Here is a 22,760-nt window from a genome sequence, read left to right as displayed (position 1 = left end):
GCCATGACTCCCCGGCGTCCTAATTTCTGTCGCGCGACAGAAACAAGCATCGGCAACACGTCGAGCCGGAGGTTCAGCCATGGCGACAGCGACGACACACGGAGCCCGGGACCACGCCCGCGCCCAGCACGGCACCCGCAGCGGGGCCATGCCGGTGGTACCCGCGAGCGACTGGCCGGACGCCACCCCCGGCACCCCGGTCTGGGCCGAGACGGTCGCGGGCGGCAACTACACGCACCGCGTCCTGGCCCGGGGCACCGAGCTGCGCCTGACCGACCTGGCCGGCGACGCCTGCGCGCATCTGCTGCTGTACGCGGACGGGCGGCCGTGGGAGCGGCTGAACACCGCGGACACCGTGAAGGTCCAGTGGAACGCCTACCTGGGCGCCGGCCGGCTACTCCTCTCCGATCAGGGACGGGTGCTCGCCTCGGTGACGGCCGACTCCTCGGGCCGCCACGACGCCCTGTGCGGCACCTCGACCCTGCGGAGGAACACCGAGCGGTACGGCGACGGCACTCCCCAGTCCGCCTCACCCGCAGGCCGCGAACTGCTCAAGCTGGCCGCATCGAAGAACGGCCTGGAACCACGTGATCTGCCGCCTTCCCTGTCCTTCTTCCAGGGAGTGCGGATCGGGGACGACGGCACCACCGGATTCACCGGATCGGCGGGGCCGGGCGCCTCGGTGACGCTGCGCGCCGAGCAGGACCTGACCGTGCTGATCGCGAACGTCCCGCATCCGCTGGACCCCCGCCCCGCCTACACGAGCACCCCGCTGGAGGTGCTGGCCTGGCGCGCCCGGCCGACGGCCCCGGGCGACGCCCTGTGGGACGCCACGCCGGAGGGCCGTCGGGCCTTCCTCAACACCGTCGACTTCCTCACCGCCCGGGGGCTCGCATGACCACGTCCGCCACGGTCCTCTCCACGACCGTCATTCCCGCCCGCGCGGCCTGGTCCGCGACCGTCCGGGCCGGTGAACACCTCACCCTCACGGATCTGCACGGCAACCAGGCGGTGGACTTCCTGGTGTACGACGCCCATGACACGGCGGTCCGCTACAGCGCGCCCGACACGATCCAGGCCGGCAGCACCATCTTCCTCACCACCGGCAGCGTGCTGATGTCGAACGAGCACACCCCGCTGATGACGGTCACCGCGGACGCCTGCGGCCGCCACGACACGGTGGGCGGCGCGTGCTCGAAGGAGTCCAACACCCTGCGCTACGGCCATCACACCTGGTCACAGCATGCGTGCGTGGACAACTTCCTGGCGGAGGGAGCCCGGCACGGGCTCGGCAAACGCGATCTGGTGTCCAACATCAACTGGTACATGAACGTGCCCGTGGAGCAGGACGGCACGCTCGGCATCGTCGACGGGCTCTCCGCACCCGGTCTGGCCCTCACCCTGCGGGCGGAGACGGACGTGCTGGTGCTGGTCTCCAACTGCCCCCAGATCAACAACCCCTGCAACGCCTTCGACCCGACGGCGGTAGAGGCCACGCTCACCGGGACGAGCCGATGAGCTCCGAGGCACCGACGGCCTTCGGCACGCTGCTGATCGCCAACCGCGGCGAGATCGCCGTCCGCATCATCCGTACGGCCCGCCGCCTCGGCCTGCGTACGGTCGCCGTGTTCTCCGACCCGGACCGGTCGGCCCCGCACGTCCGCCTCGCGGACACGGCGGTGCGGCTGGGCCCGGCGCCGGCCAAGGACTCCTATCTCGACGCCGATCTGGTGCTGAGGGCCGCGAAGGACACCGGGGCCGGGGCGATCCACCCCGGATACGGGTTCCTGTCCGAGGACGCGGAGTTCGCCCGCCGCTGCGAGGAGGCGGGGATCGTCTTCGTCGGTCCGACCGCCGCCCAGCTGGACCTCTTCGGCGCCAAGCACACGGCCCGCGCGGCCGCCGAGGCGGCGGGTGTCCCGCTCGCCCCCGGCACCGGGCTCCTCCCGGATCTGCCGTCGGCGCTGGAAGCCGCCGGACGCATCGGCTATCCCGTGATGCTGAAGGCCACGGGCGGCGGCGGCGGGATCGGCATGTCGGCCTGCCGGTCGGCCGGGGAGCTGGCAGGCGCCTGGGAGCGGGTGCAGCGGGTGGCCGCCGCGTCGTTCTCCTCGGCGGGGGTCTTCCTGGAACGGCTGGTGGAGGACGCCCGTCATGTCGAGGTCCAGGTGTTCGGCGACGGGCACGGCCGGGTGGTGACGTTCGGCGACCGCGACTGCTCACTCCAGCGCCGCAACCAGAAGGTCCTGGAGGAGGCCCCGGCCCCCGGCCTGCCCGACCACGTCCGTGCGCGACTGACCGACTCCGCACGGGAGCTGTGCGCCTCGGTCGGCTACCGCTCGGCCGGAACGGTCGAGTTCGTCTACGACGCCGCGCGGTCGGAGGCGTACTTCCTCGAGGTCAACACCCGCCTCCAGGTCGAGCACCCGGTTACCGAGGAGATCCACGGCGTCGACCTCGTCGAGTGGATGCTGCGCCTGGCCCAGGGCGAGACCTCCGTCGTACGGCAGCCGGACGCGCCGCGCGGCCACGCCGTGGAGGCGCGGGTCTACGCCGAGGACCCGAGCCGCGACCACCGTCCGGGCGCCGGCCTGCTGACCCGGGTCGACTTCCCCCGGGGCGAGGGCCTGCGGGTGGACGGCTGGATCGAGACGGGCACGGAGGTGACGACGGCGTACGACCCGATGCTCGCCAAGGTCATCGCGTACGGCACCGACCGTGCCGGGGCCCTGGCACGGCTGGACGCGGCTCTCGCCGCCACCCGGATCGACGGCATCGAGACCAACCTCGGGCTGGTCCGGGCCGCGCTGGCCGACGAGCGGGTCCGTGACGCGACCCACTCCACGGCCACGCTCGCCACGATCGACGACCCGACGCCCCGCATCGAGGTGGTCTCCGGCGGCACCCTGACCACCGTGCAGGACTGGCCGGGCCGCACCGGCTACTGGCAGGTCGGTGTCCCGCCGTCGGGCCCCATGGACGACCGGTCGTTCCGGCTGGGCAACACCGCTCTCGGCAACGCCCCGGGCGCACCCGGCCTGGAGTGCACGCTCCAGGGCCCCGCACTGCGCTTCACCCACCCCACGACGGTGTGCGTCACGGGCGCGGCGGCCCCGGTGACGGTCGACGGCGTACCGGTCGCCCAGTGGGAGCCGCTGACCGTCCCGGCGGGCGCCACCCTCACGCTCGGCGCCCCGCAGGAGCACGGCCTGCGGACGTACGTCCTGTTCGCCGGCGGCGGCCTGGACGTCCCGGAGTTCCTGGGCAGCGCGGCCACGTTCACGCTGGGCCGCTTCGGCGGGCACGGCGGCCGGGCCCTGCGCACGGGCGACGTGCTGCACGGCGGGGCGTACGTGCCGGAGGGCGCCCCCGTACCGAAGGACGAGCGCCCTGCTCTCACGGACACCTGGCAGATCGCCGCGGCCGAAGGCCCGCACGCGGCACCGGAGTTCTTCACCGAGCAGGACATCCACGACTTCTACGGGGCCGCTTGGAAGGTCCACTTCAACTCCGCCCGGACCGGCGTCCGCCTCATCGGTCCGAAGCCGCGCTGGGCCCGGGCGGACGGTGGCGAGGCGGGTCTGCACCCGTCCAACATCCATGACACGCCGTACTCCGTGGGCGCGGTCGACTACACCGGCGACATGCCCGTGCTGCTGGGCCCGGACGGCCCCTCGCTCGGCGGTTTCGTCTGTCCGGCCACGGTGGTGACGTCCGAACGCTGGAAGCTGGGCCAGCTGCGGCCGGGCGACACGGTCCGCTTCCTGCCCGTGACCGTCACCGGCGAGCCCCGCCCCGAGATCACCGACGGCGGCATCCTGTACCGCGACGACGTCCTCACCTACCGCCGCAGCGGGGACGACAACGTCCTGGTCGAGTACGGGCCGATGCAGCTGGACCTGGCCCTGCGCATGCGCGTCCACGCGCTGATGCAGGCGCTGACGGAGGCGGCCGTCCCCGGCATCACCGGCCTGACCCCGGGCATCCGTTCCCTCCAGATCCAGACGGACCCCACCGTCCTCGCCCAGACCGAACTCCTCGGCGTCCTGCACCGCACCGAGGCCGCGCTCCCGCCCACGGACGCCCTGACCGTGCCCTCCCGGACCGTGCACCTCCCGCTGTCCTGGGACGATCCGGCGACCCGCGAGGCGATCGCCCGGTACATGGCGGGGGTCCGGGACGACGCCCCGTGGTGCCCGTGGAACATCGAGTTCATCCGCCGCGTCAACGGCCTGGACTCGGTCGACGACGTCTACCGCACGGTGTTCGACGCCGAGTACCTCGTGATGGGTCTCGGCGACGTGTATCTCGGCGCCCCGGTGGCCACCCCGCTGGACCCGCGCCACCGTCTGGTCACCACCAAGTACAACCCGGCCCGCACCTGGACCGCGGAGAACTCCGTCGGCATCGGCGGCGCCTATCTCTGCGTCTACGGGATGGAGGGGCCGGGCGGCTACCAGTTCGTCGGCCGCACCACGCAGGTGTGGTCCGGCTGGCAGCAGCGCGGCGCGTTCCAGCCGGGCTCGCCGTGGCTGCTGAGGTTCTTCGACCGCATCAAGTGGTATCCGGTGGAGGCCGGTGAACTCCTGGAACTGCGCGCCGACATCATCTCGGGCCGGTTCGTCCCGCGGATCGAGGAGGGCGAGTTCTCGCTCGCCCGGTACGAGGAGTTCCTGACCGGGAACGCGGAGTCGATCGCGGCGTTTCGCGACCGGCAGGGCACGGCCTTCGCCGCCGAGCGCGACGCGTGGGAGGCGGCGGGCGAGTTCGCCCGCGCGGAGGCCGCCGACGCTCCGGCCCCGCCGGCCGCCGAGGTGACGGTGCCGCCGGGCGGCCGGCTGGTGGAGGCCGAGTTCGCGGCCTCGGTCTGGCAGCTCGACGTGGCCGAGGGCGACACGGTGACGGCGGGTCAGCCGCTGCTGGCACTGGAGGCGATGAAGATGGAGTCCCGGGTGCACGCCCCGGCGGACGGCGTGGTGGACAGGATCCTCACCCGGCCCGGCGCTCAGGTGGAGGCCGGCACGGCCCTGGTCACGCTGGCCCCACTCGCCCGTACGAACCGAGGAGAACGCTGATGTCCACCCCAGTCCTCGACCGGATCCGCGCCGCGTACGACCGGATCGAGGCGGTGGACCGCCCGGAGATCTGGATCGGCCTGCGCCCGCAGGAGGACCTGGAGGCGGAGGCCCTCGTCCTCGGAACCCGCCTCGCCGCAGGTGAATTCCTCCCGCTGGCCGGCCGTCTGCTCGCCGTCAAGGGCAACATCGACGTGGCCGGCCTGCCCACCACGGCGGGCTGCCCCTCCTACGCGTACGAACCGGCGGCCGACGCCCCCGCCGTGGCCCGTCTGCGGGCCGCCGGAGCGCTGGTGATCGGCACGACCAACCTGGACCAGTTCGCCACCGGTCTGGTCGGCACCCGGTCCCCGTACGGGGCGGTCCGGGGCGCCCACGCCCCGGACCGCGTCAGCGGCGGTTCCAGCTCCGGTTCGGCGGTGGCCGTGGCCCTCGGCATCGCGGACCTCGCCCTCGGTACGGACACGGCGGGCTCCGGCCGGGTCCCGGCGGCGTTCAACGGCATCGTGGGCCTGAAGCCGACCCGCGGCCTCGTCCCGGCGGACGGCGTGGTCCCGGCCTGCGCGAGCCTGGACTGCGTCACCGTCTTCGCCCGTACGCTCCCCGAGGCGGAGCAGGCCCTCGCCCTGATGACCACTCCCGTGCCCGCCCCCGTGCCCGCCCGCGTCCCGGGCCCGTGGCGGATCGCGGTCCCGCGGACGGACCAGCTGGGCGCACTGGATCCCGGCTGGGCAGAGGCTTACGCGGCCACGGCGGAACGCCTCCGCGCGGCCGGCGCCGTCCTCGCCCCCATCGACCTCTCGCCGTTCACCGAAGCGGCGGCGATGCTGTACGCGGGAGCGTTCGTGGCGGAGCGCTACACGGCGGTGGGCCCGTTCGTCGACAGCGGCCCGGCAGACCTGGACCCCACGGTGGCGGGCATCATCACGGCGGCCCGGGACATCCCGGCCCACCGGCTGTTCGCGGACCGGGACCGGCTGGCGGAGCTGCGGGGTGCGGCCGAGGCCGCACTGGGCGACGCGGACGCCCTGCTGCTCCCGACGGCGCCCGGCCACCCCACGCTCGCGGAGGTGGCGGCGGACCCGCTGGGCGCCAACGCGCGCCTGGGCCGGTTCACCAACTCCACCAATCTGTTCGACCAGTGCGCGGTGGCCGTCCCGGCCGGCGAGGTGTCCGGCCTGCCGTTCGGCGTGATGCTGATCGGCCCCGCCCACACGGACGAACGCCTGGCCCGCCTCGCAGGCCTGCTGACCCCGCCCGCCCGCATCGCGGTGGTGGGCGCCCACCTGACGGGCCAGCCGCTCAACCCCCAGCTCCTTCTCCTGGGCGCCCGCCTGATCCGTACGACGACGACGGCGCCCGTCTACCGTCTGCACGCCCTGTCGACCACACCGCCCAAACCGGGCCTGGTCCGCACGGGTGAGGGCGGCGCCGCGATCGAGACGGAACTGTGGGAACTGCCCGCCGAGGGCCTGGGCACCCTCACCACAGCCCTCCCCCACCCCATGGTGCTGGGCAGGGTGGACCTGTCGGACGGCACGACGGCGGTGGGTTTCCTGTGCGAGCCGTACGCCGTGGAGGGATCGAAGGACATCACGGAGTACGGCGGCTGGCGCGCCTACACCTCACGCGGCGTACATTCCGGCCCCTCCGGCGTTTGAGGAGCGGGGGTCCGGGGGCGCGGGGCGGAGCCCCCGGTTACGGGATGGGGCGGGCAGGGGGCAGGGCCCGCCGCAGGCGCACCCCACCCGCACCCGACAACGCACCGCCCCACCCTCGCCTCACCCCACAGAGCTGTAGGCCACCACTCCCCGCAACACCTCATCGACCGCCTTCCGCGCACTCCGCCCCACGGAACTCCCCTCGCGAGGAGCCGCCGCAGCCACCTGCCCCAGCACGTCGATCACCTGCTTGCACCACCGCACGAAGTCCCCCGCCGGCATCTCCGCCTCGCGCAGCACCTCGTCCAGCGTCCGGCCGGAGGCCCACATGTACACCGCCCAGGCGAAGCCGAGATCGGGTTCGCGCTGTCCGACGCCCTCCGCCTGGTTGATCTTGAAGTCCTCCTCCAGGGCGTCGAGGCGCCCCCAGATGCGGACCATCTCGCCCATCGCGGTCTTCGCCGGACCGGACGGCAGCTTCGGGGCCACCGCGTCATCGGCCTGTCGCGCCTCGTACACCAATGCCGAGACGCACGCCGCGAGTTCGGCCGGGTTGAGACCCTCCCACACACCGGCCCGCAGGCATTCGCTCGCCAGCAGGTCCAGTTCGCCGTACAGCCGGGCCAGCCGCCGCCCGTGCTCGGTGACCTCGCTGCCCCGGAGGTAGTCGAGCTCGGTGAGCAGGGCCACGATCCGGTCGAAGGTGCGGGCGATCGTGTTCGTCCGTCCTTCGATCCGCCGCTCCAGCTGCTGCGTGTCCCGCTGCAGCCGGTGATACCGCTCGGCCCACCGCGCATGGTCCTCGCGCTCGTCGCACCCGTGGCACGGGTGGGCGCGCAACTCGGCCCGGTAGCGCGCGATCTCGCGGTCGTCGGCGGCGACCGACCGGTCCTTGCGGTGCCGGTCCGGCACGATGTGCCCGGCCTTGGTCCGCAGCGCGGACGCCAGGTCCCGACGCGACTGCGGCGAGCGCGCGTTGAACGACTTCGGGACGCGCATCCGCTCCACCGCCTCCACCGGCACCGGGAAGTCGATCGAGGCCAGCCGCTTCACCTGTCGCTCGGCCGTCAGTACCAGGGGCCGCGGTCCGTCGTGGTACTCCATCCCCCGATGCCCGTGCCCGTTGGTCCGCCCGGCCGGCAGCCCCGGGTCGAGGACGAGCGCCAGCCCGGCGAACTTGCCGGTGGGCACATGGATGACATCGCCCGGCTTGAGCTTCTCCAGGGAGGCCGCCGCCGCCGCTCGCCGGTGCGAGGCGCCCTGCTTGGCGAGCTCCGTCTCCCGGTCCTTGAGGTCGCGGCGCAGCTGCGCGTACTCCTCGAAGTCACCGAGGTGGCAGGTCATTCCCTCCTTGTAGCCCTCCAGGCCCTCCTCGTTCTTCTGGACCTGGCGGGAGATCCCGACGACCGATCGGTCCGCCTGGAACTGGGCGAAGGAGGTCTCCAGCAGCTCACGCGAACGGTGCCGCCCGAACTGCTGCACGAGGTTGACGGCCATGTTGTACGAGGGCCGGAAGCTGGAGCGCAGCGGATACGTACGCGTGCCCGCGAGTCCGGCCAGCCCGCCCGGGTCCATGCCGCGCTGCCAGAGCACGACCGCATGACCCTCGACGTCGATGCCGCGGCGGCCGGCCCGGCCGGTCAGCTGGGTGTACTCGCCGGGCGTGATGTCGGCGTGCTGCTCGCCGTTCCACTTGACGAGCTTCTCCAGGACCACCGAACGTGCGGGCATGTTGATGCCGAGCGCGAGGGTCTCCGTAGCGAAGACCGCCTTGACGAGCCCGCGGACGAAGAGCTCCTCGACGACCTCCTTGAAGGTCGGCAGCATTCCGGCATGGTGGGCGGCGATGCCCCGCTCCAGGCCTTCGAGCCACTCGTAGTACCCGAGGACGTGCAGGTCCTCGGTGGGGATGGACGCCGTGCGCTGCTCGACGATCTCCCGGACCAGCCGGCGCTTGTCCTCGTCGTTGAGCCGCAGCCCGGCGTGCAGGCACTGCTGCACGGCGGCCTCGCAGCCGGCCCGGCTGAAGATGAACGTGATGGCGGGCAGCAGCCCCTCGGCGTCCAGGCGGTCGATGACCTCGGCCCGCGACGGTGTCCAGATCCGGCTGCGCTGGCGCCGCTCGCGCTCCCGGTCCGCCTCGCGCACCATCTTTCCGCGGCGGCGCTCGCGCGGGTTGTACCCGCGCTGGTTCTCCATGCGGGCGAGCCGGACCAGGTCGGGATTGACCTCGCGGCGTCCCGACCCGCGGCCACCGTGATCGCTCTCCTCCTCGAAGAGGTCGTACATCCGGCGGCCGGCCAGTACGTGCTGCCAGAGCGGCACCGGCCGGTGCTCGGAGACGATCACCTGGGTGTCGCCGCGGACGGTGTCCAGCCAGTCGCCGAACTCCTCGGCGTTGGACACGGTCGCCGACAGCGACACGAGGGTGACCGATTCGGGGAGGTGAATGATCACTTCCTCCCAGACGGCGCCCCGGAAGCGGTCGGAGAGGTAGTGCACCTCGTCCATCACCACGTAACCGAGGCCGGTCAGCGCCTGGGAGCCCGCGTACAGCATGTTCCTCAGCACCTCGGTGGTCATGACGACCACCGGCGCGTCGGCGTTGACGCTGTTGTCACCGGTCAGCAGACCGACCTTGTCCGCGCCGTAGCGCTTGACGAGGTCGGCGAACTTCTGGTTCGAGAGGGCCTTGATCGGCGTGGTGTAGAAACACTTGCGGCCCTGGGCCAGGGCGAGGTGCACGGCGAACTCGCCGACGATCGTCTTGCCCGAACCCGTCGGGGCCGCGACGAGCACGCCCTTGCCGGCCTCCAGCGCCTTGCAGGCCTCGATCTGGTAAGGGTCCAGATCGAACTCGTACATCTCGCGGAACGGTCCGAGCGCGGTCGCCTGCTCGGCGGCTCGGATCCGGGAAGCCTGGTATCGCTCAGCTGGTGAGAGGTCCTCTGTCATCTTGCTCACGAGCCTACCCGCCGCCTCCGACAGTCACTCGATCTTTAATCGCCCGCGGTGGAACCCGCCCCCAGCACCCGGGCCGCACCCGGTACACAGGTGGCGGTCAGCGGCAGCGCGCCGAGCGGTTCACCGTCCGCGTACGCGGTGACACCGACCGCTTCCAGCGCGATGGAGGAGACCCGGTGCACGGTGACGACGGGGTGGCCGAGGTGCGTTCCCTTGTAGACCTTGGGGAACACCTTGAGGAGCGTGGTACGGCTGCAGTCACCGACGACGGTCACGTCGAAGAGGCCGTCGTCCATGACGGCGTCCGCGCAGATCCGCATGCCGCCGCCGTAGGTCGAGCCGTTGCCGACCGCGATGAGCGTCGCCTCGATCTCGCGGACCGGTCCGCCGTCCAGACTCATGCGGTACGTGATCGGCTTGAAGGCGGCCAGTTCGGCGAGGATCGCCAGGTCGTACTTGAACCGGCCGCCGACCCAGCGCATCCGGTTGCCGCGGTCGTTGACGCGGGAGTCGAAGCCGGAGGCGAGCACGGACCCGAACCAGCGATCACCGACCCGGCCGAGGTCGATGTCGCGGACGGCACCGCCCTTGAGCGCCTCGGCGGCCAGTCGTCCCGCCGCGGCCGGATCCCGTATCGGCATGCCGAGGGCGCGGGCGAAGTCGTTGCCCGTGCCGACGGCGACGACACCGAGCGGGGTCAGCGTCCCGGCGACCGCCTGGAGGGCGAGGGACATCATCCCGTCGCCGCCGACGGCTATGAGCGCGCCCGTCCCCCCGGCCACCGCCTCGCGGGCCCGCCGCAACGCGTCGTCCGCGTCCTCACCGAGCACCGTGCGGACGGAGAATCCGGCGTCCCGCAACGCGGAAGCGGCCGGCTGCGCGGCGTGCGCGCCCCGGCCGCGTCCTGCGGTGGGATTGACGAAAAGGGTGATCTCGCTGGTCACCCGGGGGACCTTACAAGGTCAGGTGATGTCGTCGTAACCGTCTCGCCGGGACGATCGTCCGCCGTCCAGTTCCCCGTCCGCCTGCGCCGGCAGCGAGGCTGACACGTTCTCCATCTCGCCGATGTCCGAGGGCGTGAGATCCAGGTCCGACGCCTCGTCGTCGTCGAGGTCGGCGTCGGGGTTGCCGCGACGCCTCCGCCGGTCGTTGGCGATGCAGATGCCGAGCGCGATGAAGTACAGCAGCACGATCGGCGCCGCCAGCGAGATCATCGTCAGCGGGTCACCCGTCGGGGTGGCCACTGCCGCGAAGACCGTGATGCCCATGACCATGGCGCGCCACCAGGACGCGAGCCGCTTGGCCGTGAGCACTCCGGTGAAGTTCAGCAGCACGAGCAGGAGCGGCAGCTCGAAGGCGAGCCCGAACACGATCACCATGCGCGTGACGATGTCGAGATAGTCGTCGACGGGCAGCAGGTTCGTCGTGTTGTCCGGTGTGAAGTCGAGCAGGACGGCCGCGGTCTGCGGCATCAGGATGTACGCGAGGGCGGCGCCCACGCAGAACAGTGGCACACCGGCACCGACGAAGCTCAGCGCGTACTTCTTCTCGTTCTTGTGCAGGCCCGGGGCCAGGAATGCCCAGAGCTGGTAGAGCCACACGGGAGTGGAGAACACCACGCCCGCCATGAGGGAGACCTTGAGGGCGATGGAGAACGGAGCGACGAGACCGTTCACCGTCATCTCGGCACACGGCTTGCCGTTGTCCTGCACCTTCCGGCCGTCGGTGCAGCCGACCGATTCCAGGATGGGCCGGATCAGGAAGTCGATCAGGTCCTTGTAGAAGAAGGCCGTGACCGACGTGATGACGACGACCGCCACCACCGCGATCAGCAGTCGGTTACGCAACTCACGCAGGTGATCAGCGAGAGGCATCCGCCCCTCGCCGTCCTTCTCCTGCTTGCGGGCAGACTTGAGCAACCCACTTCCCTCGTCTCGTGCGACAGCTGCCGGGAGGACCCGTCAGCGATCAGCTCTGGGTGGTGGGCTTCGCTTCGTTCACCGGGCGGGAGCTCGTCACATCGCCGGGAGCGGCCTGGATCGTGCGCGCGGCGGCGGGCTGCTGGGCAGCCTGGTCGGCGACCGTGTCCGTCGTGGCCGCGGGCTCGTCGTCCTTCTTCATCGCCTTGGCCTCGCTCTTGAGGATGCGGGCCGACTTGCCGAGGGAACGCGCCATGTCGGGAAGCTTCTTGGCACCGAACAACAGCAGGATGACAGCGATGATCAGAACGATCTCGAGAGGCTTCAGATTGCCCATGATGTGCTTCCTTCTCGCTGAGGCGGCTGGAGGTGGGCTCGCTGCCCTTGGACCGGACACACGTCCGACCATTTCGCTGGGAGCGATCGTAACCCGCGGGGGTAAACGCGGGGCAATGCCCATGCATACTTTCGCTGCGGCCCGCACCTCCGCCAGGGCCGTCACCAGCAGCGTACCCTCCGGGACTGTGAATGAGGAGGCCGCACCCGCGCGGACTGAACAGCGCCGCTAGCGCAGGGTTTCACCGGTCGCCGCGAGATTCGTGGCCGCGCGCTCCAGGTCCTCGGCGGCCCGGTTGATGCGCTCGGTGGTGCTTGTCACCTGGTGACCGAGACGCCGCGCCTCGACGAAGACCTTGACGGCCAGCACGCCCAGGACGGCGATCCCGAGGAATCCCAGGGCGATGGCGAGCATGGGCCAGAACATGCGCAGTGCCTCGATCCGTCTCGTGTCCGAAGGTCCCGAAGGGCCGGATTGCTGCTTCAGGAACCGGCGTGCAGGCGGAGGGTCCGCACGCCGCCGCCGGTGAGGAGTTCCACTATCCGCTCCCCCGCGGGCCGGCGGACGGACGCCCGGCACGCGGGGCAGGTGAAGGAGTAGAACGTGGTCCGGCTGCTCGCGCCGATCGCGAGCCGGAACTCCGCCGCCGCCAGTTCGACCCGCGCCCGGCAATCCGGACAGGCGACCTTGAACCGTACCGAGTCGGGAACGACCACGGTCGGCACATCGGAAACTCCGGACACCACAGACATATTGCCCATATCTCCTCAGGTGTCCCCTCAGGCCAGGCCGTCGTACGCGGCGAGCGCCGCACGGGCCGCGGTCCGTGCGCTGCGCGCCAGTTCCGGCGGCGAGACGATACGCCCCTCCCCGCCGAGCCGGAGAGCGAGCCTTCGCAGCGATGCCGGATCGGGTGTGCGCAGGGTGATCCGCAGGCCGCCGTCGGGCAGTTCCTCGGCGCTGTCGTGCGGGTAGTACTCGGCGACCCAGCGTCCGCCGGGACCGACCTCGACCACGACCTCCGGGTCCTCCGCCGCGGGCTGGACCAGTCCCTCCGACAGGTCCCGGAGCTCCAGCTCCGGAGGCGCGGCCGGCTCGTCCAGCAGCCGGATCTCGGCGACCCGGTCGAGGCGGAAGGTCCGCCGGTCCTCGGAGGACCGGCACCAGGCCTCCATATAGGTGTGTCCGACGGCGAACAGCCGGATCGGGTCCACCTCGCGCTCGGTGAGCTCGTCGCGCGCGGGCGAGTAGTAACGCAGCCAGAGACGGCGGCGCTCGGAGATCGCCCGGTCCACATCGGCGAAGACGCCGCCCTCGGACTCGAAGGTGACCGAGAGCCGGGAGCTGGCGGCCCCCACTTCACCGGCCGCGGCCTCCAGCTTGGCGGTGGCCCGCAGCAGGGCCTGGCGGTCGCTCTCGCGCAGTCCGGGCAGCGTCGCGACGGCGCGGGCCGCGACCAGCAGGGCCGTCGCCTCGTCGGCCGCCAGGCGCAGCGGCTCCGCGACGTCGTCCGGGTTGTGCCACCAGATGCGGTCGCCGTCGGTGTCGATGTCGAGCAGATCGCCGCCGCGGAAACTCGTCCCGCACATGGGCAGGACGTCGAGGTCCGAGATCAGCTCGTCCTCGGTGATCCCGAAGGCCCGGGCGACGTCCTGGACGTGGGCACCGGGGCGCTCACGCAGATACGTCACCAGGGAGAGCATCCGGCGGGTCTGGTCGATGGCGTTCGTGGCCATGAATACGGTCCCCTCAGTCCTTGGCCACGGCGCGCAGCCGGTCCACCACGTCGGCCCGCAGATCCGCAGGTTCGCTCACGACGACGTCCGGTCCGAACTCGACGAGCCAGGCGTCCAGGCCGTGTCCGTACGGGATCTCCAACTCCTCCCACCCGTCCCCGAGTTCCCGGACCGATATCGCCCGGGCCCGGAGCGGGTAGCCGGAGTCGGCCCGCAGCCTGATCAGTGCCGTGCGCGTCGCCGTCTCGCCCGCCCAGCTCTCGACGGTCTCGCGGACGGTGACCACATCGGGGACCTCGGCCGTGAAGGCTCCGGCCCGCGAACGCACCTTGCCCGAGATCCGGGAGAGCCGGAACACCCGCTCCGCGCCCCGCTCCCGGTCCCAGCCTGCCAGGTACCAGTGGCCGCGCCAGCACTCCAGCGTCCACGGCTCGACCTGGCGCTGCTCGGGCCGGGCGGCGTTGGCCTTGCGGTAGTCGAAGGTCACCGGCCGCCGGTCGCGGCAGGCCAGCATCAGCGGCTCGAACGCGGCTTCGTGCACGGGGATACGGGGTTCGAGGGCGCTGTGCACCTCGTAGGCGTCCTCCGCCTCCGGCATGCCCGCGGCCCGCAGCTTCTGCAGGGCTCCGCTGGCGGCTCCGGCGAGGCGGGCCTGCTGCCAGACCTTGGCGGCCAGCCCGAGCGCGGCGGCCTCCTCGGCGTCCAGCGTGATGGGAGGCAACCGGTTGCTGTCACGGCGGGCCAGGTAGCCGGTGTCGCCGTCCAGGTTCTCCACGGTCTCGATGACCAGACCGAGCTCGCGCAGATCGTCCTTGTCGCGCTCGAACATCCGGTTGAAGGCGTCGTCGGATCCCGCTTCGAGGTAGGCCTCGATGGAACCGCGCAGCTCGCGCTTGCTGAGCGGGCGCCGGGTCCCCAGCAGACACAGTGCCAGGTTCATCAGCCGCTCGGCCTTGGCAATCGCCATCGACGCCCTCTCTGTTTTGCTCTACGACCCTCGACCGTACCGCTCCGGGTGGTCCGGACAAAAGCTCGTGCCGCGTCAGCCGGGGTTTGCCCGTCAAGGAGCGGCGTCAGGTGCGTGTTCTCGGCGTGCCGGCCGGAAACCCTCGTACTGGACGTACTCGGGGTTCCGGCCGGTGCGGCGAGAGTGCGTGCCGGGCGTCGCGACGGGGCGGACCCCGGCTGACGCGGGAGGGCCCGCGCCTTGCGGCACGGGCCCTCGGAGCGCTGGGCGCCGGATCAGACGGCGACCAGGTCGCAGACGAAGATCAGCGTCTCGCCCGGGGCGATCGAGCCGCCGCCGGCGCCGCGGTCGCCGTACGCGAGGTGCGCGGGGATGGTCAGCTGGCGACGGCCGCCGACCTTCATGCCCTGCACGCCCTGGTCCCAGCCCTTGATGACCTGACCGGCACCGAGCTGGAACTGAAGCGGCGTGCCGCGGTTCCAGGAGGCGTCGAACTCCTCGCCGGTGGAGAAGGCCACGCCCACGTAGTGGACGGAGACGGTCTGGCCGGCCTGGGCCACGGCGCCGTCGCCTTCCCAGATCTCCTTGATCTCCAGGTCGGCCGGCGGCTCGCCACCCGGGAAGTCGATCTCGGGCTTGTCGATGCTCACTGACTTGCTCCTCTAAATGATGAACTGGGCAACCGGGACAGTCTTACATCTTTGCGAGGATGTCCACGGCGAAGACGAGCGTGGAGTTCGCGGGGATGGACTGCTGCTCCTTGTCGCCGAGGCCCTGGTCCGGCGGGATGACGAGCAGCACGCGGCTGCCGATCTTCTTGCCGACCAGGCCGTTCTTGAGGCCCTTGAGGGTGACCTGGGCCAGCGGGAAGGAAGCGGTCTTGCCCGTGGTGTACGTGTTGTCGAACTCCTTGCCGTCCTTCCAGAGCTTGGCCACGTAGTTCACGACGACGGTGTCGGTCTCCTTCACGACCTCGCCCTTGGACTCCAGCACGTAGTTGGAGACCAGCTTCTTGGGCGGGGCGACCTTGCTGGGGATCGTGACGGTCGGCGCCTTGCCGTCGGTGTTCGTGCCCACCTTCGGCAGGTCGGTGTTGTCCTGGGCGACCGGGGTGCCCTTGGCCGACGCCGGGATCTGCTTCGCCTTCAGGACGTCCACGACGAAGACGAGCGTGGCGTTCGGCTTGATGTCGCCCTGGCCCTGCGCGCCGTAACCGAGGTCCGGCGGGATGACGAGTTCGACCCTGCTGCCGACCTTCTGGCCGACCAGGCCCTTGTCCCAGCCCTGGATGACCATGCCGGCCCCGAGCGTGAGGTCGAACGGCTGCTTGCGGTCGAAGCTGTTGTCGAACGGCTTGTCCGAGTCCCAGGCCTGACCGAGGTAGTTCACCTGGATCGCGTCGCCGTTCTTGAGCGTCGCGCCGTCACCCTCGCTGATGACCTTGGTCTTCAGCTCTTTGGGCGGCGTTCCCGTGCCCTTGGCCAGGGTGGGCTTCTCACCGAACTTCGCGCCCGCGGTGATGGCGGGGAATCCGCCTTCCGTGGACGCGGACGCGGAGGTGGAAGCGGAGTCGGAGCCCTTGTCGTCGCTACCGCAGGCCGCTGACACCAGCAGCAGGGGGACGACGAGAAGGCCGGCAATTCGGCGCACTGGTTCCTCAGATCTCAGACGACACATGTGTTGGGACACTGCCCAGGGGTCCCCGACACTCTAGGGCGTGCGCAGGGCCCCGTACGAGGAACGTACGGGGCCCGAGTCGCACGAGAGCCGAGGCGCGTCCTGCGCGGGCTCACATACCCGCGATCAGTTTCTCCACTCGGTCGTCGACGGATCGGAACGGGTCCTTGCACAACACCGTGCGCTGCGCCTGGTCGTTGAGCTTGAGATGGACCCAGTCGACGGTGAAGTCCCGCCGCTGCTCCTGGGCCCGCCGGATGAAGTCGCCGCGCAGCCGCGCCCTGGTCGTCTGCGGAGGCACCGATTTGCCCTCGAAGATCTTCAGGTCGTTGCAGATGCGGGTGGCCTGTCCCTTGCGCTCCAGCAGGTAGTACAGGCCCCGGCGGCGGTGGATGTCGTGGTAGGCGAGGTCTATCTGGGCGACCCGCGGATTCGACATGGTCATGTTGTGCTTGGCCCGGTACCGCTCGATGAGCTTGTACTTCATGACCCAGTCGATCTCGGTGCCGATCCGGTCGAGGTCCTCGGCCTCGATCGCGTCGAGGGTGCGGCCCCACAGTTCCAGGACCTTCGCGACGTTGCCCGTGCGGATCCCGCGGCGGTCCACGAAGTCCACGGCCTTCTCGTAGTACTCGCGCTGCACCTCTATGGCGGACGCCTCGCGGCCGCTGGCGAGGCGGACCTTGCGCTGTCCCGTGATGTCGTGGCTGACCTCGCGGATCGCCCGGATCGGGTTCTCCAGCGTCAGATCCCGCATCACCGTGCCCGCCTCGATCATGCGGAGCACCAGGTCGGTGGCGCCGACCTTGAGGAGCATCGTCGTCTCGGACATGTTGGAGTCGCCGACGATGACGTGGAGGCGCCGGTAGCGCTCCGCGTCCGCGTGCGGTTCGTCGCGGGTGTTGATGATCGGACGGGAACGCGTCGTCGCGGAACTGACGCCCTCCCAGATGTGCTCGGCACGCTGGCTGACGCAGTAGACGGCACCCCGCGGGGTCTGCAGCACCTTGCCGGCGCCGCAGATCAGCTGCCTCGTGACGAGGAAGGGAATGAGGATGTCCGCGAGCCGGGAGAATTCTCCGTGCCGGGCCACGAGGTAGTTCTCATGACATCCGTAGGAGTTTCCCGCCGAGTCGGTGTTGTTCTTGAAGAGATAGACGTCGCCTGCGATTCCCTCCTCGTGCAGACGGCGTTCGGCGTCGACAAGCAGGCCTTCGAGAATGCGCTCGCCGGCCTTGTCGTGGGTGACCAGTTCGGTCAGGTTGTCGCATTCGGGGGTTGCATATTCCGGATGCGATCCCACGTCGAGGTAGAGGCGGGCGCCGTTCCGCAGAAAGACATTGCTGCTGCGGCCCCATGACACAACACGGCGGAAGAGGTAGCGCGCCACTTCATCAGGAGACAGTCGGCGCTGTCCCCTGAACGTGCACGTGACGCCGTACTCGTTCTCCAGCCCGAAAATGCGGCGGTCCATGACTGAACATTACGCCTGAAGAGCCGAGCTGAAACCGGGTTCGACGGCACCGTTTCGATCATTTTCCGATCCTCGCACCACAACGGCACTACGCCCGGGAGCTGCGAGGACCTTTCCGGCGGCCCGCGAAGCGGGCGGCGCCGCCACTCCAGCGGCCCTCGTCACGCCGTCGTCGCGGCGCCGGGCCCCGGCGGGCCCGCACGGCCGGGGAGTGTCCGCGAAGGATCGTCGTCCGCCCGGAGGGCGGGGGCCGCGGCGTCCGGTGCGGGCTCCCGCAAGGCGCCGGAGTGCCCGTGCGGCGGAGCTGCCCGGGCGTTTCGGCAACGCCGTCGGAGCGCGGGCCAGGCGTCGCGGGCCTGACGGGACTTTGCCGACTCCGCGGACATGACCTCACAGGGCAGTGCGTCCAGGGCGCTTCGCGTCACATCTGACGGCCCTGGCCGAGGCCGGGCTCGACGGCTTCGTTCCGGTCGGCTTCCGGCCCGCGGACCGCGACAGCGCTGTGCCCGGAAACCGCGAGGACCCTTCCGGTGGACAGCAGCACGATCAGCGCGGCCACACCTCCGGCCCCCGCCACGGCGAAGCTCCACGCCGTCCCGCCCAGTTCCACGGCCGGGCCCGCCACGGCTGTTCCCACCGCGGCGCCCACCCCGAACGTCGTCACCAGCCAGGAGAACGCCTCCGTCACCGTGCCCCGCGGGGCGTGCCGGTCGACGACGATGAACGAGCAGGCGATGGCCGGGGCCAGGAACACCCCGGCGACGGCCGCCAGCACGGTCATCGCCACCACACCCGGCGTCAGCATCAGCGGCAGATAGCCGAGGGCCAGCAGCGCCACGATCACCCGGAGCCTGCGCTCGGGCGGCCCGGACCACTGCCGGGCCCCGTACAGCGCTCCCCCGATCAGCGCGCCCAGGCCCAGGGCCGCCATCAGCCAGCCGTAGACGGACTCCCTGCCGTGGTCGTCGGCGTACGCCACACCGGCCACGGTGATGGAGCCCAGCGCCATCCCGACGAAGAAGAACGAGCCGAGCAGGGCCAGCAGCCCGCGCGAGCGCAGCGCACCCAGCCAGTGCGCCTCGCGCGGAGCGGAACGCCAGGTCCTGGAAGGCTCGGACAGGACGACGGAGAGCGCCCCCAGGACCCCGATCGCGTTGATGAAGAGCAGCGCGGCGGCCGGCGACCACAGGGACACCAGCAGGGTCACCAGCAGCGGTCCGACCGTGAACATGACCTCCTGGGCCACCGCGTCCATCGCATAGGCGCGGTGCACCCGGTCCTCGCTCCCGAGCACGCTCGGCCACAGCGCCCGCAGGCCGCCCTCCAGGGGCGGCGTGAACACGCCGGCCACGACGACCGCCGCGTAGGCCAGTGGCAGGGAATCGGAACCCGCCACGGCGAGCAGAGCCATACCGAGGGCCGAGAGGACGGAGGCGGGGAGCTGGACCCGTGGCTGGCCGTAGAGATCGACCGCACGGCCCAGCAGTGGCTGTCCGACCGCTGTGGCCAGCCCGTACACGGCGGCGAGCGCGCCGGCGAGGGTGTAGCTGCCGCCCTCGGCACGGGTGAACAGCACGATGGCGATGTGCGCGGTGCCGTTCGGCAGCCGGCCCACCAGAGTGCCCGTCAGCAGCCGGGCGGCATGCCGCGCCCTGAGGATGTCCAGATATCCCGCGGCCATGTCCCGCCCTCTCCTGGGAGCGGCGTTCCGGCCACCCTAGGTTTTACGTATAACGTGCAGGTTCATACGTACCATGAGCCAGTCAGCAGGTCCACATCGTCGCGCCTGCCCGACCGGCCCGGAGGCCCGCGTGACCAGCCCAGCACCACCCGGCCCGCCCCGGCCCACCAGCCGCGACGTGGCGCGGGCCGCAGGCGTCTCCCAGGCAACCGTCTCCCTGGTCCTCGGCGACAAGTGGCGCGGCCGGGTCTCCGAGACCACCGCCGGCCGGGTGCGCGACGCCGCCCGTGACCTCGGCTACCGGCCCAACCTCGCCGCCCGCAATCTGCGCCTCGGCCACACCAGGACCGCGCTGCTGGTCGTCCCCGCGCTGACCAACGAGTTCTTCGCCCGGGTCTACACCGGCGCCGCCGCGGTCGCCGCGGAGCACGGTTTCGGCGTCGTCCTGTACCCCTCACCCGACGGCACGGGTCCGGCCCGGGATCCCTTCGCGTCGGCGCGCGCCGCCCTGGACGGGGTCATCGCCTCCTCGATGGCCGCCGACGCCCTCGGCGCCCTGCGCGGCGCAGGGCTCCCCCTGGTCATGCTCGACAGCGACCCCGCGGCGCCGGGCCCGGCGGCCAGGGTCAACCTCGACATCGCCGACGGGATGCGTCAGGTGGCCGGTCACCTGCTCGCCCTCGGCCACCGCCGCTTCCTCCACCTGGCCTCGGCCATCGACTCCTGGACCTTCGCGGTCCGCGCCCGGGCCCTCCACGAGACCCTGCGCACCATTCCCGGCACCGACGTCCGGACCGTGCGCGCCGCGCTGGACGTACGGGCGGGCCGCGAGGCGGCGGAACACGCGCTGGCCCTCCCCGGGCCCCGACCCACCGCCGTGGTCTGCGACGACGACATCCTGGCCGCGGGCGCCTGCAAGGCCGCACGCCGGATCGGGCTGCGCGTTCCGTACGACCTCTCGGTCACCGGCTTCGACGACCTGGCCCTGGCCACGGCGGTCGAGCCGGAACTGACCACGGTGCGGCTGCCCGCCGAGCAGGTCGGCGAGCGAGGCATGAGCGCCCTGCTGGCCGTGCTGGAAGGCAGGCAGGCCGAGCCCGGCAGCCTGCCCGTACAGCTCGTCGTGCGGGGCTCCAGCGCGCCACCGCCGGACGGCTCCCTCGCATGACTGTGCCCCGGCCCGCCGAGGAGGCGGACCGGGGCACAGGAGGAACGCGCCGAACCGGCTACTCGACGTCGCCGCCGGAGTCGGTGGAGTCTCCGGCACCGGAGGAATCCGGGGTGGCCTTCTTGCCGCCCGGCTCGGCCGTGTCCGTCGTGGCCGCGGAGGTGTCCGCGCCCTCGGCGTCCTCCGTGTCCGACGGGGCGTCCGTCGGCGTCGCACCGGCGCCGTCGGCCTCCAGCAGCCGGGCGAGCTGCCGGCCGACGATCCGCTTGAACTTGCGCTGCTGCGGCCTCGTACGGTCCAGGACCGCGACCTCCAGCCGCTCCGCGGGGATCTCCCGCTCGCTGCCGCTGGGGTCGCGGGACAGCGCCTGCACCGCCAGCTTCAGCGCCTCGGCGAGCGACATCCCGTCACGGTGGCGCTGGTCGAGGAAGGTGCTGATCTGTTCCGCGTTGCCGCCGACCGCGACCGAGCCGTGCTCGTCCACGATCGATCCGTCGTGCGGCAGCCGGTAGATCTGGTCGCCCTCGGGCCCGTCGCCGACCTCGGCGACCACCAGCTCCACCTCGTACGGCTTCTCGGCCGCACTGGAGAAGATGGTGCCGAGCGTCTGCGCGTAGACGTTCGCCAGTCCACGCGCCGTCACATCGTCGCGGTCATAGGTGTATCCGCGCAGATCGGCGTAGCGCACTCCGCCGATGCGGAGATTCTCGTACTCGTTGTACTTTCCGGCGGCGGCGAAACCGATCCGGTCGTAGATCTCGCTGAACTTGTGCAGCGCGCGGGACGGGTTCTCGCCGACGAACACAATGCCGTCGGCGTACTGCAGCACAACCAGGCTGCGACCACGGGCGATGCCCTTCCGGGCGTATTCCGCCCGGTCGGCCATGGCCTGCTGAGGTGAGACATAGAACGGCGTCGACACCGGCTATCCGTCCCTTTCTGTCAGTGGCAGGAGCATCGAAGAAGCCTCGGAACGGACGGTCAGAGCAGCTCGGCGCGCGGGCCGTCGGGCTGTTCCAGCCGGCGTTCCAGAATCGAGCGGGCAATCTCGGAGGATTCCGTCTCGGTCAGCTTCCGGAAGCCCTCGTCGGTGATGACGGTGAGGATCGGATAGATACGACGGCCCACGTCCGGTCCGCCGGTGGCCGAGTCGTCGTCCGCCGCGTCGTACAGCGCCTGTACGACCAGCGTGAGCGTCTGCTCCTCCGTCAGGTCCTCGCGGTAGAGCTTCTTCATCGAGTTGCGGGCGAAGATCGAGCCGGAGCCGGTGGACGCGTACCCGTGCTCCTCGGAACGGCCGCCGGTGACGTCGTAGCTGAAGATCCGGCCCCGCTCGCGGTCGACGTCGTAGCCGGCGAAGAGCGGCACCACGGCGAGACCCTGCATGGCCATCGCCAGATTGCTCCGGATCATGGTGGAGAGGCGGTTCGCCTTGCCCTCCAGGGAGAGCTGGGCCCCCTCGACCTTCTCGAAGTGCTCCAGCTCCAGCTGGAAGAGCTTGACCATCTCCACGGCGAGACCGGCCGTACCGGCGATGCCCACCGCCGAGTACTCGTCGGCCGGGAAGACCTTCTCGATGTCGCGCTGCGCGATCATGTTGCCCATGGTCGCCCGCCGGTCACCGGCCAGGACGACCCCGCCGGGGAAGGCGGCCGCGACGATCGTGGTGCCGTGCGGCGCCTCGACGGCTCCCTTCAGGGGCGGCAGCTGCCGGTTGCCCGGGAGCATCCCGGGCGACTGATCGGACAGGAAATCCATGAACGAAGAGGACCCGGGCGTCAGGAAGGCTGCTGGTAGACGCCCGGTGCTACGAGTGTTGGCTTCCACGCGTTTCCCTCCAGGTAAGCGATGGCCCTGCGCAAGGTGTCAGGATCATCTCCCAACTTGCCTACGGCCGAATTGCAGTTGAAGCACCGTATGCCACGGACCCTACCCGTCCGACGGCGGTGATCCACATGTGTGGCGGAGGCATTCGGACCGATCGCGGTCCGGGCCTCCCGTCGGGGCCGGCGGTCGTGGGGGGGGGGGCCCCCCCCCCCCCCCCCCCCCCCCCCCCCCCCCGCCGGGCGGCCGGGGCGCCCCCCCCCCCAAAGGAGCACCA

Annotated in this window: 19 protein-coding genes and 1 pseudogene; 5 read left to right on the top strand and 15 right to left on the bottom strand. The window is 71.2% G+C overall.

Annotation, left to right across the window (positions count from 1 at the left end):
• Window positions 1-79 precede the first annotated feature (79 nt).
• Genes ACIQMX_RS26495 through atzF form a run of 4 tightly spaced genes read left to right on the top strand, consistent with a single transcriptional unit; the run spans window position 80 to window position 6,736 of the window.
• Entirely contained in the window at window positions 80-898 is an 819-nt protein-coding gene (locus tag ACIQMX_RS26495) for an urea amidolyase associated protein UAAP1 (RefSeq protein ID WP_363077172.1), read from the top strand.
• A complete protein-coding gene (locus tag ACIQMX_RS26490) occupies window positions 895-1,518 on the top strand; it encodes an urea amidolyase associated protein UAAP2 (protein ID WP_402481678.1) in 624 nt (207 codons plus the stop codon). Before ACIQMX_RS26495 ends, ACIQMX_RS26490 begins: the two co-directional genes overlap by 4 nt.
• A complete protein-coding gene (locus ACIQMX_RS26485; protein ID WP_402481675.1) occupies window positions 1,515-5,075 on the top strand; it encodes a 5-oxoprolinase/urea amidolyase family protein in 3,561 nt (1,186 codons plus the stop codon). The genes ACIQMX_RS26490 and ACIQMX_RS26485 overlap by 4 nt, the downstream gene beginning before the upstream one ends.
• Window positions 5,075-6,736: an allophanate hydrolase gene (gene atzF, locus ACIQMX_RS26480; RefSeq protein WP_402481673.1), complete on the top strand. Its 1,662-nt coding sequence runs from the start codon at window positions 5,075-5,077 to the stop codon at window positions 6,734-6,736. Before ACIQMX_RS26485 ends, atzF begins: the two co-directional genes overlap by 1 nt.
• Window positions 6,737-6,856: 120 nt before the next feature.
• Here atzF and ACIQMX_RS26475 read toward each other — a convergent pair whose 3' ends face one another.
• The 12 genes from ACIQMX_RS26475 to ACIQMX_RS26420 all read right to left on the bottom strand — a co-directional run bounded on the left by ACIQMX_RS26475 (window position 6,857) and on the right by ACIQMX_RS26420 (window position 19,491).
• Window positions 6,857-9,691 (bottom strand): DEAD/DEAH box helicase, encoded by a 2,835-nt coding sequence (locus ACIQMX_RS26475; RefSeq protein ID WP_363077224.1) that lies wholly within the window; start codon window positions 9,689-9,691, stop codon window positions 6,857-6,859.
• Window positions 9,692-9,735: 44 nt separating this feature from the next.
• Window positions 9,736-10,644 carry a diacylglycerol kinase gene (locus tag ACIQMX_RS26470; RefSeq protein ID WP_402481670.1) on the bottom strand — a complete coding sequence of 303 codons (909 nt, stop codon included), beginning with the start codon at window positions 10,642-10,644 and terminating at the stop codon, window positions 9,736-9,738.
• 18 nt (window positions 10,645-10,662) lie between these two features.
• Entirely contained in the window at window positions 10,663-11,619 is a 957-nt protein-coding gene (tatC, locus tag ACIQMX_RS26465) for a twin-arginine translocase subunit TatC (RefSeq protein WP_363077182.1), read from the bottom strand.
• A gap of 49 nt (window positions 11,620-11,668) precedes the next feature.
• Complete coding sequence (tatA, locus tag ACIQMX_RS26460; protein WP_219568998.1) at window positions 11,669-11,959, bottom strand: Sec-independent protein translocase subunit TatA; 291 nt, start codon at window positions 11,957-11,959, stop codon at window positions 11,669-11,671.
• Between the two features lie 225 nt (window positions 11,960-12,184).
• The gene (locus tag ACIQMX_RS26455; protein WP_363077184.1) at window positions 12,185-12,382 is read right to left on the bottom strand and encodes a hypothetical protein; all 198 of its coding nucleotides are present in this window, start codon (window positions 12,380-12,382) and stop codon (window positions 12,185-12,187) included.
• A 56-nt stretch (window positions 12,383-12,438) separates the two neighbouring features.
• Window positions 12,439-12,717 carry a hypothetical protein gene (locus ACIQMX_RS26450; RefSeq protein WP_363077185.1) on the bottom strand — a complete coding sequence of 93 codons (279 nt, stop codon included), beginning with the start codon at window positions 12,715-12,717 and terminating at the stop codon, window positions 12,439-12,441.
• Window positions 12,718-12,735: 18 nt separating this feature from the next.
• Window positions 12,736-13,692 (bottom strand): WYL domain-containing protein, encoded by a 957-nt coding sequence (locus tag ACIQMX_RS26445; RefSeq protein WP_326664073.1) that lies wholly within the window; start codon window positions 13,690-13,692, stop codon window positions 12,736-12,738.
• Window positions 13,693-13,705: 13 nt separating this feature from the next.
• On the bottom strand, window positions 13,706-14,659 hold the full coding sequence (locus ACIQMX_RS26440; protein ID WP_363077187.1) for a WYL domain-containing protein: 954 nt from the start codon (window positions 14,657-14,659) through the stop codon (window positions 13,706-13,708).
• 275 nt (window positions 14,660-14,934) lie between these two features.
• Window positions 14,935-15,309 (bottom strand): FKBP-type peptidyl-prolyl cis-trans isomerase, encoded by a 375-nt coding sequence (locus ACIQMX_RS26435; protein WP_363077189.1) that lies wholly within the window; start codon window positions 15,307-15,309, stop codon window positions 14,935-14,937.
• 43 nt (window positions 15,310-15,352) lie between these two features.
• Entirely contained in the window at window positions 15,353-16,309 is a 957-nt protein-coding gene (locus ACIQMX_RS26430) for an FKBP-type peptidyl-prolyl cis-trans isomerase (protein WP_363077191.1), read from the bottom strand.
• Between the two features lie 139 nt (window positions 16,310-16,448).
• Complete coding sequence (pafA, locus tag ACIQMX_RS26425; RefSeq protein ID WP_363077193.1) at window positions 16,449-17,810, bottom strand: Pup--protein ligase; 1,362 nt, start codon at window positions 17,808-17,810, stop codon at window positions 16,449-16,451.
• 421 nt (window positions 17,811-18,231) lie between these two features.
• Window positions 18,232-19,491: an MFS transporter gene (locus ACIQMX_RS26420; protein ID WP_402481664.1), complete on the bottom strand. Its 1,260-nt coding sequence runs from the start codon at window positions 19,489-19,491 to the stop codon at window positions 18,232-18,234.
• Between the two features lie 130 nt (window positions 19,492-19,621).
• On the opposite strand from ACIQMX_RS26420, the gene ACIQMX_RS26415 reads away from it, so the two are divergent.
• Window positions 19,622-20,659, top strand: coding sequence for a LacI family DNA-binding transcriptional regulator (locus ACIQMX_RS26415; protein WP_402481661.1), 1,038 nt, complete (start codon window positions 19,622-19,624; stop codon window positions 20,657-20,659).
• Between the two features lie 58 nt (window positions 20,660-20,717).
• Here ACIQMX_RS26415 and prcA read toward each other — a convergent pair whose 3' ends face one another.
• The 3 genes and pseudogenes from prcA to ACIQMX_RS26400 all read right to left on the bottom strand — a co-directional run.
• A complete protein-coding gene (prcA, locus tag ACIQMX_RS26410) occupies window positions 20,718-21,581 on the bottom strand; it encodes a proteasome subunit alpha (RefSeq protein ID WP_402481658.1) in 864 nt (287 codons plus the stop codon).
• Window positions 21,582-21,640: 59 nt separating this feature from the next.
• Window positions 21,641-22,486, bottom strand: coding sequence for a proteasome subunit beta (prcB, locus tag ACIQMX_RS26405; RefSeq protein WP_363077201.1), 846 nt, complete (start codon window positions 22,484-22,486; stop codon window positions 21,641-21,643).
• Window positions 22,438-22,629: pseudogene (locus ACIQMX_RS26400) on the bottom strand (endonuclease domain-containing protein); the annotation flags it as partial. The pseudogene ACIQMX_RS26400 and the gene prcB, both read right to left, overlap by 49 nt.
• Window positions 22,630-22,760: the final 131 nt, after the last annotated feature.

The organism is Streptomyces sp. NPDC091416, from assembly GCF_044756845.1.
GTDB lineage: Bacteria > Actinomycetota > Actinomycetes > Streptomycetales > Streptomycetaceae > Streptomyces.
Note: the sequence above shows the minus strand (reverse complement) of the source record. Positions and strands in the feature narration are given on the sequence as shown.